This is a genomic window from Fibrella musci (assembly GCF_041321105.1).
Lineage (GTDB): Bacteria > Bacteroidota > Bacteroidia > Cytophagales > Spirosomataceae > Fibrella > Fibrella musci.
In genome coordinates this window covers 199648-216765 of record NZ_JBGGWD010000006.1, presented here as the reverse complement: position 1 = coordinate 216765, position 17118 = coordinate 199648, and the positions used below count along the sequence as shown (strand labels likewise).

Annotated in this window: 13 protein-coding genes; 2 read left to right on the top strand and 11 right to left on the bottom strand. The window is 55.5% G+C overall.

From position 1 onward, the window contains the following. Nucleotides 1-106 precede the first annotated feature (106 nt). The 4 genes from ACAW74_RS20300 to ACAW74_RS20285 form a co-directional block, all read right to left on the bottom strand. On the bottom strand, nucleotides 107-1648 hold the full coding sequence (locus ACAW74_RS20300; protein WP_370700057.1) for a RagB/SusD family nutrient uptake outer membrane protein: 1542 nt from the start codon (nucleotides 1646-1648) through the stop codon (nucleotides 107-109). A gap of 26 nt (nucleotides 1649-1674) precedes the next feature. Continuing rightward, complete coding sequence (locus tag ACAW74_RS20295) at nucleotides 1675-4803, bottom strand: SusC/RagA family TonB-linked outer membrane protein (protein WP_370700056.1); 3129 nt, start codon at nucleotides 4801-4803, stop codon at nucleotides 1675-1677. A gap of 762 nt (nucleotides 4804-5565) precedes the next feature. Then, complete coding sequence (locus ACAW74_RS20290; RefSeq protein ID WP_370700055.1) at nucleotides 5566-7260, bottom strand: arylsulfatase; 1695 nt, start codon at nucleotides 7258-7260, stop codon at nucleotides 5566-5568. 47 nt (nucleotides 7261-7307) lie between these two features. Next, a complete protein-coding gene (locus ACAW74_RS20285; protein WP_370700054.1) occupies nucleotides 7308-8369 on the bottom strand; it encodes a cellulase family glycosylhydrolase in 1062 nt (353 codons plus the stop codon). Between the two features lie 257 nt (nucleotides 8370-8626). Here ACAW74_RS20285 and ACAW74_RS20280 point away from each other — a divergent pair, with 257 nt between their 5' ends. After that, nucleotides 8627-9343, top strand: coding sequence for a hypothetical protein (locus ACAW74_RS20280; RefSeq protein WP_370700053.1), 717 nt, complete (start codon nucleotides 8627-8629; stop codon nucleotides 9341-9343). Nucleotides 9344-9358: 15 nt separating this feature from the next. Here ACAW74_RS20280 and ACAW74_RS20275 read toward each other — a convergent pair whose 3' ends face one another. The 4 genes from ACAW74_RS20275 to ACAW74_RS20260 all read right to left on the bottom strand — a co-directional run bounded on the left by ACAW74_RS20275 (nucleotide 9359) and on the right by ACAW74_RS20260 (nucleotide 13195). Beyond that, nucleotides 9359-11764: an ABC transporter permease gene (locus ACAW74_RS20275; protein WP_370700052.1), complete on the bottom strand. Its 2406-nt coding sequence runs from the start codon at nucleotides 11762-11764 to the stop codon at nucleotides 9359-9361. A 99-nt stretch (nucleotides 11765-11863) separates the two neighbouring features. Beyond that, nucleotides 11864-12382, bottom strand: coding sequence for an SRPBCC family protein (locus tag ACAW74_RS20270; protein ID WP_370700051.1), 519 nt, complete (start codon nucleotides 12380-12382; stop codon nucleotides 11864-11866). Beyond that, nucleotides 12379-12699, bottom strand: a complete 321-nt coding sequence (locus tag ACAW74_RS20265; RefSeq protein ID WP_370700050.1) for an ArsR/SmtB family transcription factor — start codon at nucleotides 12697-12699, stop codon at nucleotides 12379-12381. Before ACAW74_RS20265 ends, ACAW74_RS20270 begins: the two co-directional genes overlap by 4 nt. Nucleotides 12700-12826: 127 nt before the next feature. Continuing rightward, complete coding sequence (locus ACAW74_RS20260) at nucleotides 12827-13195, bottom strand: nuclear transport factor 2 family protein (RefSeq protein WP_370700049.1); 369 nt, start codon at nucleotides 13193-13195, stop codon at nucleotides 12827-12829. Between the two features lie 344 nt (nucleotides 13196-13539). Between ACAW74_RS20260 and ACAW74_RS20255 the strand changes: the two genes are divergently transcribed. Then, a complete protein-coding gene (locus ACAW74_RS20255) occupies nucleotides 13540-14652 on the top strand; it encodes a Gfo/Idh/MocA family protein (protein WP_370700048.1) in 1113 nt (370 codons plus the stop codon). Here the strand turns inward: ACAW74_RS20255 and ACAW74_RS20250 are convergent. The 3 genes from ACAW74_RS20250 to ACAW74_RS20240 form a co-directional block, all read right to left on the bottom strand. Then, on the bottom strand, nucleotides 14649-15161 hold the full coding sequence (locus tag ACAW74_RS20250) for a DUF6169 family protein (RefSeq protein WP_370700047.1): 513 nt from the start codon (nucleotides 15159-15161) through the stop codon (nucleotides 14649-14651). The two genes, ACAW74_RS20255 and ACAW74_RS20250, sit on opposite strands and share 4 nt — an antisense overlap. Next, a complete protein-coding gene (locus tag ACAW74_RS20245) occupies nucleotides 15124-15291 on the bottom strand; it encodes a hypothetical protein (RefSeq protein ID WP_370700046.1) in 168 nt (55 codons plus the stop codon). Before ACAW74_RS20245 ends, ACAW74_RS20250 begins: the two co-directional genes overlap by 38 nt. A gap of 708 nt (nucleotides 15292-15999) precedes the next feature. Continuing rightward, nucleotides 16000-16881 (bottom strand): diguanylate cyclase domain-containing protein, encoded by an 882-nt coding sequence (locus ACAW74_RS20240; RefSeq protein WP_370700045.1) that lies wholly within the window; start codon nucleotides 16879-16881, stop codon nucleotides 16000-16002. Between the last annotated feature and the right edge of the window lie 237 nt (nucleotides 16882-17118).

Genomic DNA, 17118 nt, shown 5'->3' with positions numbered 1-17118 from the left:
GGAGTCAATTTATTCTTTTTAACCAGAAAGACACCGGATATCCGGTGTCTTTCTGGTTTGTCATTCCTCCTTCGGGATGACAAAAACACGATAAACTTCCACCCGATTAATACCCCGGATTCTGGCCTTTCGAACCTACGTTGGGGTTATTGTCGATCTCCTGTTGCGGAATCGGGAGCAGCTCCGTTTTGCCTTTCTGGAAGTACGACAGGGGCTCGGTAGTCAGCTTACCCTGTTTCCGCCAGCGCAGGATGTCGCGGTTGCGAATTTCTTCACCGCTCAGCTCAACCCGGCGTTCGTGCACGATGGCTTTGAACACCTGGTCTTTGTTCGAAACGGGGTAGTTGGCCGTGGGGTAAGCGGGCATAGCCACCGACGGACGGGCACGTACCTGGTTCAGGTACGTTACCGCGCTGGCCAGATTGCCCAGTTCGTTTTCGCACTCGGCCATCGCCAGCAGCGCTTCAGCGTAACGCATCATCCGCTGGTTGATACCACCCGTCAGGAACGAGTTGTTGGTTTTGTACATGAGGCTGAATTTCCGCCAGCTCACTTTCTGCGTCACGCCGTCGACGACGGAGCTGTTACCATTCTGGGCGGCATCGGTCAGCACGTCTTTGTCGCCGTTGAACTTGTCGCCCGTCGTGTAGAACGACTTGGCGTAGCGGGGATCGAGTTTCGCGTCGCCTTTGCTAGGGCGCTCAAACTCGTTGAGCAGGCTGTTCGACGGGATGATGTTCCGCCAGCCTACGGCCGAGTATTCCTGCGTCCGTACGGTTTCCTCACCAGCCGTGGCGCCATCAGCGTCGCCATTCCAGTTGAACGACCCACCCGACGGCAGGAAGTTCACCTCCCAGATCGACTCTTTGTTGAACTCGGTTTCTTCGATGAAATTATCCGAGTATTCGCTCACCAAACTGTACTGCCCCGAGCTGATGATTTTCTGCAACTCCGTTTTTGCGTTGGTGTAGTCGCCCTGCTGCATGTATACACGGGCCAGCAGCATCTGCGCCGCGCCTTTGGTAACCCGGCCCTGGTTGGCCGCGTCGTAGGTAGCAGGCAATGCATCCTGCGCCGCTTTCAGGTCGGCGATGATGAAGGCGTATACGTCGGCCTCCGAGGCGCGCGGCTGTGAACCGGCGATCGTGGTCACGTAGTTTTTGTAGAGCGGCACGCCACCCCACATGCTCACCAGGTCGAAATAAGCCCACGACCGCAGGAACTGTGCTTCGCCAACGGCCTGTTTAGACACCGCTGGTGTCAGGCTGGTCGCGGCGGCCGCCTTGTCGATGACCACGTTGGCGCGGTGAACGACGCGGTAGGCCCCCGTCCACACAGAACTCATCACCGAGTTGCCGGTATCATAGGCACCCGTCAGCAACTGGTTACGGGGTGTTTCGAGCTGCCCCCCACCGGCGGCCACGTCGTCGGAGCGCAGGTCATGGACAAAAAACCACTCGCGGGCCACCAGGTTGGTCGCTTGTAGCGCGGCGTAGATGCCATTCACGGCACTTCGAATCTGCCCGTCCGTTTTGAAGTAGCTATCGGTGGTTACCGCATTCGGGTTCAGCTGATCCAGCGATTTCTCGTTGCAGCCAACGGCGAGGCTAAGCAGCAACGCGCCGGTAAGAATAGGATATCGTTTCATGAGATGTTCGGTTTGGACGTAATCCGTTAGAAAGTGATCTGAAGACCGGCCAGAATGGTCCGTGCCTGCGGGTAGTTCGAGTAGTCGATACCGTTGCGCAGCAGCGTGCCGTTACGCGACGCGATTTCGGGGTCGTAGCCTGTGTATTTGGTGATGGTCAGCAGGTTCTGGCTCGACACGTACACCCGTACCCGGTTCACGACGTTGTTGGTGAGCCCGCCGAGCGTTTTGGCCGGAATCGAGTAGCCGATCGTCAGGTTTTTGATCCGCATGTATGATCCGTCTTCGATGAAGCGGTCCGACGTGCGGCTGTTGTTGTTGGGGTCACCACTGATGGCGCGAGGTACGTCGGTGTTGGTGTTCGTAGGAGTCCAGGCGTTGAGCACGGCCGGGCCCGCGTTGAACAGACGCAGCATACCCTGCGTCACGACCTTCGTGCCGTTGTAGATTTTGTTACCCTGAACACCTTGCAGATACAGCGTGAAATCGAAGTTCTTGAACGTACCTGAGAAATTGGCGCCGTAGTTGAAGTTGGGCAGGTAGCTACCCAGGTACGTCCGGTCGGCGTCGGTAATACGACCATCGCCGTTGATGTCCTTAAACCGAATGTCGCCCGGAGCGGCTTTGTCCTGATACAGCGTTTTGTCGTCGCCATCCTTGGCATTGGCGGCGTTGATCTCGGCCTGGCTCTGGAAGATGCCATCGACCTGCCAGCCGAAGAACGACTGAACGGGCTGACCCACTTCAGTTTTGGTGATATCGAATCCGCCGTAGTCAGCATTCTGACCGGCGAAGATCGACGCCGTCGGTGTGGCGAGGCTCAGCACCCGGTTACGCGTGATGCCGATGTTAGCCGAAGCGTTCAGCCGGAAATCACCCCGTGAGTAGTTGTAGCCCGCCTGAAACTCGTAGCCCCAGTTTTTCATGCTGCCGATGTTGGCTACGGGCGCGTTGCTGTACCCGATCGAGTTCGGAATGGGGACGCCCAGAATCAGGCCGTCGGTAAACCGGTTATAGACTTCGGCCGAGAATGTGATCTTGTTGTTGAACAGGCCTGCATCCACACCCACATTGACCATGTCGGTAGTTTCCCACTGCAATTCGGTATTGCCCAGCGCGTTGAAGTACGAACCCAGGCTATTGGCGGCGCCAAACGGATAGGCCGTGGCGTCGGCCTGCACCAGCGATTGCCAGGCGTAGTTGCCGATGCCATTGAAGCCGGTTTTGCCGTAGCTGGCGCGCAGTTTCAGTTCCGAGAACTGCGGCATGGCTTTCATGAACGACTCCTGGTTGATGCGCCAGCCCACCGATGCCGAGGGAAAGTTACCCCACTTCTTACCCGGTGCAAACAGCGACGAGCCATCGCGACGAATCGACGCGCTCACCAGGTACTTACCGTCGAACTCATAGTTGACCCGACCGACATACGAAATCAGGTTGGTTTCGCTACGGTTACTGGTTACCGACGGGTTGCTGACACCCTGAATCACCTCCAGGTCATTGTTAGGCCGGATACCAGAGCCGCTCAGGCCGCTGAACTTAACATTTTGTTGCTCGGCTACCGCCAGCACGTTGATGGCGTGTTTACCAAACGTTTTATCGAACGTAATCTGGTTGGTGAGCACCTGCGAAATATTCGTGGTGCGCGTATCCTGCACGGTGGCCGAGGTACGTCCACCATAGCCATCATTATAGATAGGCAGGAACGTACTGTTTACGCCGTAGCCCAAATCAGCCCCGTAGTTGAAGCGGTAGCGGAGGTAATTGGTCAGCCGAACGTCGGCGTAGAACGTCGCAAACAGTTTGAGGAAGCGGTTGCGGGTGATGTCGAGCGCCGGATAGCGCAGCGGGTTTTCCGGGTCAGAGCCATCGAGGGCAGTGGGGGCACTGTAGCCACCGACTTTCGTGGGGTCCATCGTGGGCCAGTAGGGCATCATCCGCAAGGCGTGCATCATCTGCGAGCGGTCGCCGCCCTGCTCGGGGCGTTGGCTGCTGTAGGCACCCGTCAGCGTCTGGCCGATGCTCAGGAACTTGGCAATCTGGTGATCCGAGTTCAGGCGCAGCGAGCCGCGCTCGTAGCTCGTTCCCTGCATGATGCCCTGCTGGTTGAAGTAGTTACCCGACGCGAAGAAGCGCGATACCGAGTTACCACCCGACAGTGAAATCTGCTGCTGCTGAATGGGCGCGTTGCGGAATAGCTCATCCTGCCAGTTGGTTTCTGTCTGGGCGAAGGTCTGTGTAGCGCCGGTATAGATCGGCGTGTTCAGGTTGCTCAGGCGGCCGGGCAGCGGAATGCCAGCGTTTGAGGTCAGCGCCGTGGCATAGCGTACATATTCGTCGCGGTTCAGCACGGGGATTTTGCGCCAGGCGCTCTGCGTGCCCACATACGAATCGATCGAAACACGTACCCGGTTGTCGCGGCTGCCTTTCTTGGTGGTGATCAGGACGACCCCGTTGGCAGCGCGTGACCCGTAGATAGCCGCTGAGCTGGCATCTTTCAAAACCTCCAGCGACTCAATATCATTATTGTTGAAGCTCGTCAGGTCGCCCGTCGGTACGCCGTCGATGACGTACAGCGGACCCGATGCATAGTTGATCGAGCCAATACCCCGAATCTGTACGGTGGGTGCGGAGCCCGGTCCGCCGTTATTCACTACCGACACGCCCGGTACACGCCCCTGTAGGGCCTGCGCCACGCTGGGCACGGGCAGGGCCGTCAGTTCTTTGGGCGTCACGGTCGAAACGGCTCCCGTCAGCGACGAGCGTTTCTGGGTGCCGTAGCCTACCACCACCACTTCATCCAGCGCACTGGCATCGGCTTCCAGCGACAGGTTGATAACGGCACGACCACCAACGGTGACCTCCTGCCGTTTGTAGCCGATGTAGCTGAAGATCAGTACCGAGTTGGCATTGGGCACTTCGATCCGGTACGCGCCGTTGGCATCACTGGTTGCCCCCCGAGCGGTGCCTTTAATCTGGATGTTCACACCGACGAGGGGGCTTCCCTTTTCATCGAGCACAGTACCCGATACGGGTTGGTCCTGAGGGGCTTTGGCCCAGGCAGACGTAACCAACACGCTGAACAGCAGGGAGCAGTAAAGCCCCAACCGCAGCAATTTCGCGACAGAAACGTGAGTTGGTAATTGATTTAACATAGTATTCTGGATTTATTGGTTAAAGGGAGTACTTACTGGCAAACGGCTTTTATAGGTACTGATTGGGTAAACGCGTGACAGAGCAGGTGACAGGTAATCCTTAGTTATACGTTGACTATTGATCAATTCACTATCAGGCTGAGCGGCCGATGAAGCACTACTCGTTTTTGAAGCGGCGATCGTTGACAGGCCATGAGCAGTTCTACCAAACTGACCAACCGACCCGCCAAATCCCCTATCTACTTATGATGCAAACTTTACTTTATTGAATGCAAAACTAGTGTTTGTTTATAAAATTGCAATCGGTTGCAGGATTTATATTAAAAGACAGATTATTTTAGCTTAAATAAAGAGTTTTTTTACTGGCTGGTGTTGTCTGTAGCCGTTACCATTGTCAACGGCGCCGACGTATTGATGACTGCCAGTCAGTCAATAGGGTGATATTGGGCGATTTGCGACCCTGTACTCAGGGCCTAACCTACCCGTTAGTAAATCGGTTACAGTATAGGTCTTGTTAGCGAGGGTTCTTTACCAAATACAGGCGAGCTAGTAGTTACCTGCTTGTCTGCCCATTTACAGTACCTTAGGGTAAACCTGTAAGTAAGTCTGCCAGCACCCAATAATGATCGTTGGCCCATTTATAACCTAAAAACAGCCATTACCAGCCCTGCGATGAGGCTTCTGGCAATGGCTGTTCTATTGTACTAACGAATAAAGGAGGTGGCTGCTGTCGCCAGCCGGGATACCCGCTGAGGAGTGGCGCTAGGGCTTCCCTGGCTTAGGAAACACATGATGCGCCTGTGCCCACTGTTGCCAGCGTTTTTTTAATTGTTGCACTTTATCGGGATGTTGTGCCGCTACGTCCTGCCTTTCGGTGCAGTCAGCGGCCAGATTATAGAGGTGCCAGGTTGTGTCGCGGCTTGTCGATACCAGCTTCCAGTCGCCGGAGCGGGCGTAGCGAGCGCCAAAGTGCTCGTTAAATAGCGCCTCATGCCCCGGCACGACTTTGCCCTGAAACGAGGGCACAAGGCTAATACCCGTCGTAGGCGTGATTGGCTGCCCGTGGTGCGTTGTTGGGTACGTTGCCCCCGCCAGTTCCACAAACGTGCTCATGAAATCCATAACATGCCCGACCTGCGCGTTCAGGCTACCTTTCTTCGCCTTGATTCCGCGAGGCCAGAAGGTGATCATGGGTGTGTGGATACCGCCTTCATACGACTCGGCTTTCCAGTACTGATAAGGTGTATTGGCCACATTGGCCCATCGTTGCCCGATCGAGGCAAACGAGGTCTGCGGTCCCGGCATTACCTGTTTTTTCAGGTCGTAAACAATCGCGCGACCATCGCGCGTCTCGTTGGGCCGGTCGAAACCGGGACCATAAGCTGCGCAGTTTTCGGGGCTGGCGCCATTGTCTGATAAAAACACGATCAGGGTGTTATCCAGTTGCCCGGTTTCGCGCAGGGTCTGAATCAGGCGGCCGATACCCTGATCCATCCGGTCGATCATGGCGGCGTGCACGGCCATCGCCCGCGCATCCCAGGCCGAGTCGGGATTGTTTTCCCACTTGAGGTCGTCCTGCCAGCGGGTCGAGCGTTTGGTGTTGGCCGGGTCGATCAGCCCAAGCTTCACCATTTTGTCGTACCGGGCTTTCCGAATGACATCCCATCCACCTTTGTATGTGTGCTTGTATTTATCGATGTCCTCAGGCGGAGCCATCAGGGGCCAGTGCGGGGCCGTGTGCGCCACATACAGGAAAAACGGAGCCGACGATTTGGCAAACGCCTTTACGTAGGCCACTGTGGTATCGCTGATAGCATCGGTATGGTAATAGTTTTTCGGCACCTGCGTAATGGGTTTGGTGCCGCTCACCAGACTAAACGGATCAAAGAAATCGACTACACCCCAAATGTTGCCAAAATACCGGTCGAAGCCCCGGCTGGTCGGGTATTGCGCGATAGGCCCAAAATCACCAAAGTCTTTCTTGTGGTTGAGCCAGTCGAGTTGGGCTTTGGGATCTTTCTGTACGATGGTGTTCGAGACGTGCCATTTGCCCGTCATGCCGGTCTGGTAGCCCGCCGACTTGAGTACCTCAGCCAGCGTGACGGTGTTGGCGGTCAGGTGACCCCGGTAGCCGGGTTGGTCTTCGGCTTCGGTCATTTTGCCAATGCCCGCCTGCTGGTTATACAGACCCGTCAGCAGGCTCGCCCGGGTTGGGCAGCAGCGCGAGGTGTTGTAAAACTGCGTGTACCGAACGCCGCTGTTGGCCAGGTAGTCGATGTTGGGAGTTTTGATCTCACTCCCGTAACAACCCAGATCTGAAAAGCCCAGATCATCGGCCAGGATCACCACGATGTTGGGGCGCCGTTCCGCCGACGGTTTGCTATCGAAACGGCTGATGGATAGCAACGTGACTGCCGCCAGCGCTGGCAGCGACAGGAACAATACCCTTTTTTTCATAAACGCTAGCTAGGTTTGGCCGGTAGCGGAGACGCAAGGATGCGTCTCTACTTTTTTCCCGTCAGGGATTTGATGAGGTTTACTTCGTCTTCGCTGAAGGGCTTGCCATCTTTGCGGAAGATGTCGTGGAACCAGAGTTCAGGCTCTTTTCCGCTGGCAATGGGGGTGTCCCAGGCGAAAATGGTGTTGGTCTTCCCCGACACAAACCCCCAGTTGATGGCCCCGATGTTTTCGGCCTTCAGCATCGGCATCACCGTCTGAAACAGGCTACCGTTGCGGCGGGCCATGTATTCGGTGCAGATCAGCGGCCGGTTCTGCTTCCGCAGTTCCTTGATGCGGTCGCGGTGGTAATTGATATACTGGTACTGGTGATAGGTCACTACGTCGGAGTTCTCGATCTGGAACTTGTTCAGCTCATCAAACTGCGGGCCCCAGTTCCAGAGCCCCGCGCTGATCGGCTGCGACGGGCCCACCTCCCGCGCCCAGCCAAATACGGCTTTCAACAGGGGCATGCTTTTGTTGGTATAGCCACTGTTGCCCGGCTCGTTGTAGAGGTCCCAGAGCAGAATGCGGTCGTCATTTTTAAACGTCGTCATTACGTCCTTCACGTACCGCTCCAGCACGGGCAGGCTATCGGGGTGATTCAGGATCATGGTGCCGGGGTCACGTACCCAGCCACTGTTGTGCACACCGAGTTTGGGTTCGGGCTGTTTACCGGGGTGGTACTCGTCGTTCCAGCAGTCGTCAAAAAACACCAGAATCGTTTTGATGCCGTGCTTATTCGAAATCTGAAGATACTGATCGAGCCGTTTTTTGAACCCGTCGCGATCCGACGTCCAGAGAATGTGGTGCAGGTACACGCGCATGGCGTTCATGCCCAGCCCCTCGGCCCAGCCCAGTTCGCGGTCGAGGGTTTGCGGGTCGAACGTGGCCGCCTGAAACATTTCCAGCTGATTGATGGCCGTGCTGGGCTGGAAGTTACTCCCCCGCAGCCAGCCCTGTTTCTTATACCAGTCGTTGGCCTTGTCGGCGGTCCAGAGTTTGTTTTGTGCGTGCAGGCTCGATACGGCGAGCAGCAGGCCGAGCGATAGGCTGAGCAGTTTTTTCATGAAAAACGGATTTGTGGTCATTGTAACACCTTCACAGGCATTGGGTCTGGCTCTAGCGTAAACCCTATAACCGGCAAAGCCAGCTGCCCATGCGCGACTACCCATACCAAAGGTCAACGAGCAACCGAATATCCCTGGCCAACGGGCAGGTTTTGCGGGCAACGCTGCTTCATCGGTTGCTTTTTCCGGTTGAACGAGTTCAGCCAAGGTCTGCCAATAGGCGCGGCGCACCTTTGGGCCTCTAAACAACAGATACTATGCGCGCCTCGCTTTACCTCTTGCTGCTAACCGGCCTGATGGCCTGCACCAGCCCTACCCCCGAGTCGGTTATCCCCGAGCCGGAGGTCGATCCCCTACCCCCCGCTTCGTCGGCACCCGGCTTTGGCGATTCAAAAGAGCGCCCACTGGGTGCTCCGTTTACGTTTCCGACCGGAATTACCCTGGTGCAAAAGCCGCGAGCCGACAGCGATTGCTGGTACGAAGCCCGGGAAAAGAAAACGGTCAAAGGGTCGGGTAATGCCGTGGCGTTCTGCGTGTCGTTCAGGAACAGCACCAACGCGCCCATTCGGGTTGAGTTGCCGCCCGGCCTGATTTGGATCGCCGAAAAGAGCGGCGTTTACGAGGATATTTCGCAGAATGGCATCCTCGTCAAAACTATAGTAGTGCTGGTGCCCGCGCACGCCGTCGAGACCGCCTGGCTACTGGCCTATTGCATCAACTACGACCGCAGCGGCACCCGCCCCGGCGAGACCTTCGAAGCCCAGCCGATTCTGAGCAATCACCCCGGCATCAGCGCGTTGACGAAACAACTGGCGACGAAGAAAATCAACGAGGAAGAGTACGCCACCCCGCCCACCGAAGCCGAACGGCAGCAGCTGGCGTTTGTGGGGGTAGCGGTTGTCGACGTGGAAACCTACGGCACCGTGCAGCCCAGCACGCAGACCTACCTCGACAAGCTACCCAACGCCAGGTAACGTACCCAGCCGCGCCTACTCGCTACGCAAACTCGCCACAGGGTTCATGCGGGCGGCGCGGATGGTCTGGTAGCTGATCGTGAGCCCGGCCACGCCCACCGCCAACGTACCTGCCGCGGCTACCATCCACCAGCGAATATCAATTCGGTAGGCGAACCCGTCCAGCCATTGCTGCATGGCCCACCACGCCAGCGGCGACGCCAGCGCAATGGCTACCAGCACCAGCCGGAGCACGTCTTTCGACAGCAGCGCCACGATGCTGCCGACCGAAGCGCCCAGCACTTTCCTGACGCCAATTTCTTTGGTGCGCCGTGTTACCGCCAGCGCCACGAGGCCGTACAGCCCCAGGCCGCAGATCACCATGATCAACCCGGCAAACAGGTTGACAAGCCGCGCCAGCGTGGTTTCGGTCTCGTAAAAACGCGCCAGCTGATCGTCCAGGAAATCATACGTGAACACATCGGTTGGGTAGAGCTTCTGGAAAACAGACCGGATGTGCGCCAGTGTCTGCCCCGACGACGGCCCCGCCATACGAATGCCCACCTGCCGATACATGCCCGGAAACGACGCGATGAAACAGGGTTCGATGGGGTCGTGCAGTGATTTGAGGTGAAAGTCTTTCACAACGCCCACGATCGGCAGCGGCACCGCCGACAGGTAATACTGCATGCGTTGGCCCAGAATGGCCTCGGGTTTCTGGTAGCCGAGCTTACGCATCAGCGTTTCGTTGATGACGTACTCGCGGATGGAATCGCCCGCGACGATGTTGCGGCCCGCCAACAGCTGCATGTTGTACGTTTTCAGGTAATCGGCGTCGGCGAGGCGTTCACGCACCGGGAAGTTGGTCCAGTCGGGGTTGGCGCCGAATTTGAACGAGCCGCCGTTCATTTCGCGGGCCGAGGGCGGGCGGTATTGCAGCGTCACCGACCGGATGGCGGGGTATTGGCTCAGTTCGGTTTTGAGCGTGGTCCAGGCGTGTTTATCGCTGGCGGGCAAATTGACGATCAAGACGTTATCCTGCCGAAAGCCCAGATCCGTCTGTTGGGTGAAACGTACCTGCTTCACCACCACGAGTGCGCCCACCAGCAGGGCCTGACAGATCACAAACTGAAGCACGATCAGCCCCTGCCGCAGCGAGTAGCCCCCCACAGCAGACGCGGGTACGTTGCCGCGCAGACTCGCCTGTGGGCTGAAGCGGGCCAGCACAACCGCCGGATATCCGCCCGCCAGCAGTACTACCCCGACCGGCAGCAGCCCGATGAAGAGCAGCGTAGACAGGGTGGGCCGGAGGGTCAGCGGCGCGTGGACCCAATTGCGGAACATGGGCAGGGTGACCGCCGTCAGCAACAGGGCCAGTAGCAGCGCCACGCCGACAATCAGGCCCGTTTCGAGCAGAAACTGCCCCGCCAGCTGTGCCCGCGAACTGCCCATCGTTTTGCGGACGCCCACTTCTTTGCTGCGCCGGAACGCCTGTGCCGTCGCCAGGTTGATGAAGTTAATACAGGCCGTCAGCAGCAGAAACAGGCCGATCAGGCCCACCGCGCCCAGCAACGACCGCCGGATCACGCCCCCCGACCGTTGCACGTCGAAATGGATGTCGGCCAGGGGTTGCGTGTGGAACTGATAGACATGCGCCAGCTCGCCGTAATGCGTTTTCGACAGGGCGGGCAGCGAAGCCTCGATTTGCCCGATGGCGGTGTTTGGGGCGGTGGCTTTCAGCGTGAAATAGAGCCGGTTGGTGCTGTTCAGTTGCCCCCACTCGGTCACGTCGTAGGTCGGGTCGAGTTGCCGGATCGTCGGCATCGAAATAAACAGGCCGATTTGGGTATCGGTGGGATTAGTCGGGTCGGCCACAACGCCCGTAACGGTCGCTTTTACGTGGTGGTCCAGGTCAAGCACCTGCCCCAGCGGATTGGCCGCCCCGAAATAGCGCTGCGCCCACGACTCGGTGAGCACCACACTGTTGGGCGCGCGCAGGGCCGTTTTGGGATCGCCGCTCAGCCAGTGGTAGTCCAGAATGTCGAACAGTTGGGCTTCGACCAGCGCCGTGTTGTCCTGTTCGAGAAACCGCACCGACGCGCGCCCGTTTACCGGGTTCAGGTTGACCGTAAGCGAGCGGTTCACCCGCACAAAGGCGGCCTGTTCCACCTGCGGGTAAGCCGTGCGCAGTACCTGCGCCATCGGCAGCGGCGCTTCGGGGTAATATTCCACCACACCATTGTCGAGGTGCAGGTCGGTGGTGATCCGGTACGTCCGGTCGAATCGGGCGTGGTGGCGGTCGGTGCTGAGGTGGTGTTGCAGGAACAGGAAAATCAGCAGACCGCCCGCCATCCCGATGGTGAGCCCGACAATGTTGAGCGCGGTGTAGCCGCGTTGCGCCCGCAGCTGCCGCCCGGCGATGTGGAGGTAATGCTGTAGCATATTGGTACGTACCTGATGGAGCGACCAAGGTACGTACCCACCTGCTAAGCAGCCTGTTAAGAGTTGTTAAGGTAGGCCAGCGGGCCAATGCAAACAGAATCAGATGGCTTTAGCCGGCTGCTGTTTCGACAAGTCGGCCAGTAGCCGTTCCAGGTTATCGATCGACATCTTAAACCCGATTTCGAAGCCCATCTCGATCATCTGCTCCATGCGGGTCAGCGATTCGTTTTTAATGACAATCCGCACGGTAGTGATGCCGTCCTGCTCGCTGAACGTCGTATCCCATTCCGAACCGGGCAGTTCGGGGTTTTCGTGTTCGTCGGCAAACGTATTGTACATCCTGTAATGGGTCTTCGGACTGATCGACGTGTATTCCTGAAGCGACCAACGGGCCTGTCCCTCAGGGCTTACCATCGCGTAGAACCGGCGGCCACCGACCTTAAAATCCATGTACTTCGTCCTGGATGACCAGGGCTTGGGGGCTACCCATTGGTCCAGCAGTTCGGGCTTGGTGAACGCATCCCAAACCAGCGGGAGCTCGGCGGCGAATTCCCGGGTGATGACTACCGTTTTCTGGGGTTTGTCGACAGTGAAGTCGAAGAGCAAGTTGGTGTTCATTGGTTCTGTTGTTTAATCATGGATAATACCTCGTCAAGTTGATTGAACCGGGTTTCCCAAATCGTCCGGTATTGGGCCAGCCAGTTGTCTACTTCTTTCAGTTTGTCGATCTCCAGCGAATAATAAATCTCCCGGCCCTGCGGCTCCTGTTTGACCAGCTCACATTCCGTGAGAATGCGCAGGTGTTTCGACACGGCTTGCCGGGTTGTGTTGAAGTGGTCGGCAATAGCGTTCGGAGTCATGGCCTGCAAGGCGATCAGGGCGATGATGGCCCGCCTCGTCGGATCGGCGATTGCCTGAAAAATATCTCTTCGCATCGATGAATTACGCAATTAATGAAACCGTTCGGTTGCAAATATACGCGCAACCAATCGGTTTCACAACAGTTTCTCAATTTTTTCTGATTGGTGAAAAGTGGCCCCCAGCTAGATAGTCACGACTGCATCAAGCAGCGGGGGCGTCTAGGTACAGATACAGCTCTTTGATGAGGCCGTTCTCGATAATGGCGATATCCATACCGCTGGCGACAGGGGGGGCCTCCGCGGCTCCGAGTGTCCAGGCGACATGACTAACCCCGTGATTAATTACGGCGGGTCTGGTCAGGGAGAAGACAAAGTCAGGCGCCCATTGGCTTTGCAGTGTTTTGATCAGGGCATCGATCGCCTGATGGCCTTTGATGGCTTCGCCCTGATCGGTCTCGTAAAACACGATATCGGCGGCATAAATGCGTTGCATCACGTCGAGCCGCTGCGCATCATTCCGTTCACTCCACACCTTGAGGAGGCTATCCTCCAGTAATTGCTTATCCTCCATACTTGTCTGAGTCGGTTCAGCAGTTGAGCGAAACCAACCGCTGTTAAAAGACGAAACTATTTACGAACAAACCCAAACCTCGCCCCAGTTAGGCGCGCTCATTGTCACCGACTTCAGATGTAGGGCGGGCTACTGCCGACACTGACTTAGCTGTGCCTGTCTGGCCCTGCGTTGGGCACGCCAACACATGCCCGTAAACGTAGTTGTTGCCTACCGCGACGTGAGCCTACCGGGCCAGCCCTGGCAACCCGATTGCCATTCAGCGTACCGAATCGCCTTTGGGCCTTTTATGGCTTGGACGAAGCGATTCGGCGCGCCTACTTGGTCGCCTCAACTAAGGCATTATGGCTCCGTACTCCAGACGTTCATTCATCAATAAACTTGGGCTGGGCCTCGGTGCCTCGACGCTCTCACCCTCCCTTGTGGCCTCGGCCTTCGACGTACCTGGGGAGACTCGAAAGCTGAACATCGCCCTGTGCGGACTGGGCCGGTACGCCAACGTACTGAAAAGCGGGCTGACCGACTCGCGCTATTGCCGGCTCAACGGCGTGATTACCGGCACACCGGCCAAAGCGGCGCAGTGGAAAACCGACTTTAATCTGTCCGACAAGAACATCTATTCGTATGACCAGCTCGACCAACTGGCCAACAACCCGGATATCGATCTGGTCTACATCACGCTGCCCAACGGCCTGCACAAGGAGTACACGCTGCGGGTAGCCAGGGCCGGCAAGCACGTGATCGTGGAGAAACCCATGGCGTTTACGGAGCGCGACTGCCAGCAGATGATCGAGGCCTGCCAGCGGGCGGGTGTTCAACTGGCGGTTGGCTATCGGTTGCATTACGAACCGCACCACATCGAACTCAAACGGCTGGGGCAGGAAAAGGTATTTGGTCAGGTACGTTGGATCGAAGCGTCGTTGGGCTACCGGCTCGCGGGCATCCCCGCCGACGACTGGCACCTGAGCAAAGCGCTGGCGGGCGGCGGCCCGCTGATGAATCTGGGCGTCTATTGCGTACAGAGCAGCCGGTACGTACTGGGCGAAGAACCCATGGCGGTAACGGCGCAGTATGGCCCGGTGACGATGCCCGACCGGTTCCGGGAGGTGGAGGAAAACATCATGTGGCAACTGTACTTCCCGAGTGGGGCGGTCTGCACCTCGGCCACCACCGCCAACAGCAACATCGACCGCTTCTTCGCCTCGGCCGACGAGGGTACGTTTGAGCTGAGCCCGGCCCTGAGTTATGGCCCGTTTGCGGGGAAAACGAGCCGGAGCGTATTCAATTTCCCGGTCATCAACCAGCAAGCCGCCCAACTCGACGACATCGCCAGCCACATCCTGAGCAACAAACCGCTACCAGCCCACATTTCGGGCGAGGAAGGCCGCAAAGACATGCGCGTCATCGAAGCCATTTACCGAGCGGCCAACACGGGCAAGAAGGTGCTTCTCGGTTAGTCGAGCGGAATATTACCGCCTTCCAAAATTAATTGGTAGCGGTCCAGGATAGCGTCTTTGTCAGGCAATGAGGTGTGCAGAAATACAGAGGATAGCAGAGTGTACGATTCATCAGCTACTTCAAAGTCTACTTTCTCGATATCGGCTACATCAGCATCGTTAAACCACTTGGTAAACTTCCGCTTACGGGCTAACTCAGCCTGATCAGAGCTGTCGTACACCGTAATGACGACATTGTCAATGGCTTGAAAGATAGCGCTAAAGCAATTGACAACCGTATCGGCAATACGCTGATCTACCTGTGTGAACTTCGGTGGGCGCAGTTCACCAACTACCACCAGATCAAACGAATAGAATTGGCAGAGGAACGTGTGGCTACCGAACATGTAGCTGTAATCCGAGAAATAAGCCCGGTAGTGAACGTGCTGGTCGGTCACAAAGGCATATGAAATGCGACCAGCTTCCTCTTCTTTAGTGCAGGGGTAAGGATTCGGCGTTCGACTGGCCATTGGCAAGAGGTGTGGGTGCCTGACCGCCCGTTGCCCACCGCTCCCGCAGCGCCTTCTTGTCGGCAATAATGCGCTGGAAGACCGCGCTTGTTTTAGCCGAAGCGGCAATCGTGCGTTTGGTCGTTTTCATGGCGAAGCAGCCTATTAAGTGGCTGGTTGTCTACAATAATACGAAAATGAAACCAGATTTGTTCGGCGGCTGATCCAGCAACGCAGGTACGTTACCAGATTCGTATGAGTTAAGCCGCCCAACTCGACGACATCGCCAGCCACATCCTGAGCAACAAACCGCTACCATCGCATATTTCGGGCGAGGAAGGCTGCAAAGACATGCGCGTCATCGAAGGCATTTACCGAGCGGCCAACACCGGCAAGAAAGTATTTCTCGGCTAGCTGGGTACGTTCTGTTGACGGCGGTTGAGCTTATCGCTGCGGCCATTCATCCAGTGGACACACCAAAACTATGTTGTGATGATACGTAGTATTAGGTAACTAGCCCAACGGCCCAAGCGGTTGATGGTGTGGACGCCACCACCTGAACGAACGTAGCCTGCATCTTTCCACCCCCTGCCGGTTGGGCTGCTGTGCTTGATCTGGCGGCCTGCTGCCTGTCGCTCGTAAGTGACGCCACACGAAGCAACGACAAACGTACAAAACGATTAAACCCAGCGCGAAGCCTGAACACGCACCTAATCCGCTTTGCTAAAATTCTGTCTACTGAGCGGCCAACTTGTTAGAAGGAATATACCTGTGATGTTAGGCTGGTTTATTGATAAAAACAACCTGTGGAGTGGAATACACCCAGACTATAAAAACTTAGCCCAATTAACGCACGTATTTACACACGAAACAGTCTTTCTGATTCATCGTATATTCTCCGTCGAAAGTCATTACTGTCAAACTTGTAATGTTCGTCTAAATACCAATAGATCCTTTTATTGTTTTTTTCTTCCGCCGCCAAGACGAAGCACTCATGAAGTCTTCGATAATATATATCAAACTGCTCATTCGGATAAATTGGACTAATAGCAGCATGAAAATTTAAATTTATTTTTTCTCCTACAATTTCCTCAGTTTGGTTGGAGAATTTTTCAAACTCTTTCTTCACCCTATTAATAAATCCAATAGCTTCATATTGTTCTCCCCTAATCAGAAATATAAATTCATCACCTTTATTATACTTTCTGTATATTCGCTTTACAAAAGAATCTTGCAATCTTTGTTCTCTCTTATATATTTCTTCATCTCGACGCATGCTGCTGTATAAACTCTGAGCTATCAATTTCATAATTTTATCACCTTTGTCATGGCCGTATCTTTTATTAATATTACCAAAATTGTCCAAATCAATTAGGATCAGATGATACAACGTATTTTTCAAGTTTTGAATGTCTATTATGAACTTTTTCTCATTGGGTATTCCTGTATATACATCAACTATCTCTTTCTTCTTTTTGTCAGCTAATAAAAAATCAGCACGCTCTAGTTCTTTCTGGGTCATTTTGTGCTTCTCCTTTTCACTATAGTAATAAACATAAATCACATAAAAGGTCGCAAAGTTGGTAATTATGATTAGTAGAGAAACAGAATAAATATTTAATATATTCCCGTTCGGAAATAATTTAGCAAACAAATCATCTTTGTCCTTGATAATGCTGTACAAAGCAGTGATAATGGTAAGCGCAACAAGGATGTTGGCTATGAGCTTCTTGGGTTCCATGCAACTCTGTTAAACATTACAGGGGGCATCACTTGCCCTCCTATAATGTCAGGTTAGGAAGTGTACTAATTGATGGGTCCTGCTAGCACGAAGATAGCAAACACATTTTGAGAATATCCTTGTCAGTCGTATTTGCCCTGTCGCCCAGAAAGTTACGCTCATATCTTCGTTGAACTGGCCACCCAACATATTATTGGACACAAAATTTCGGAACTACAAATAGTTGATATATAGCTG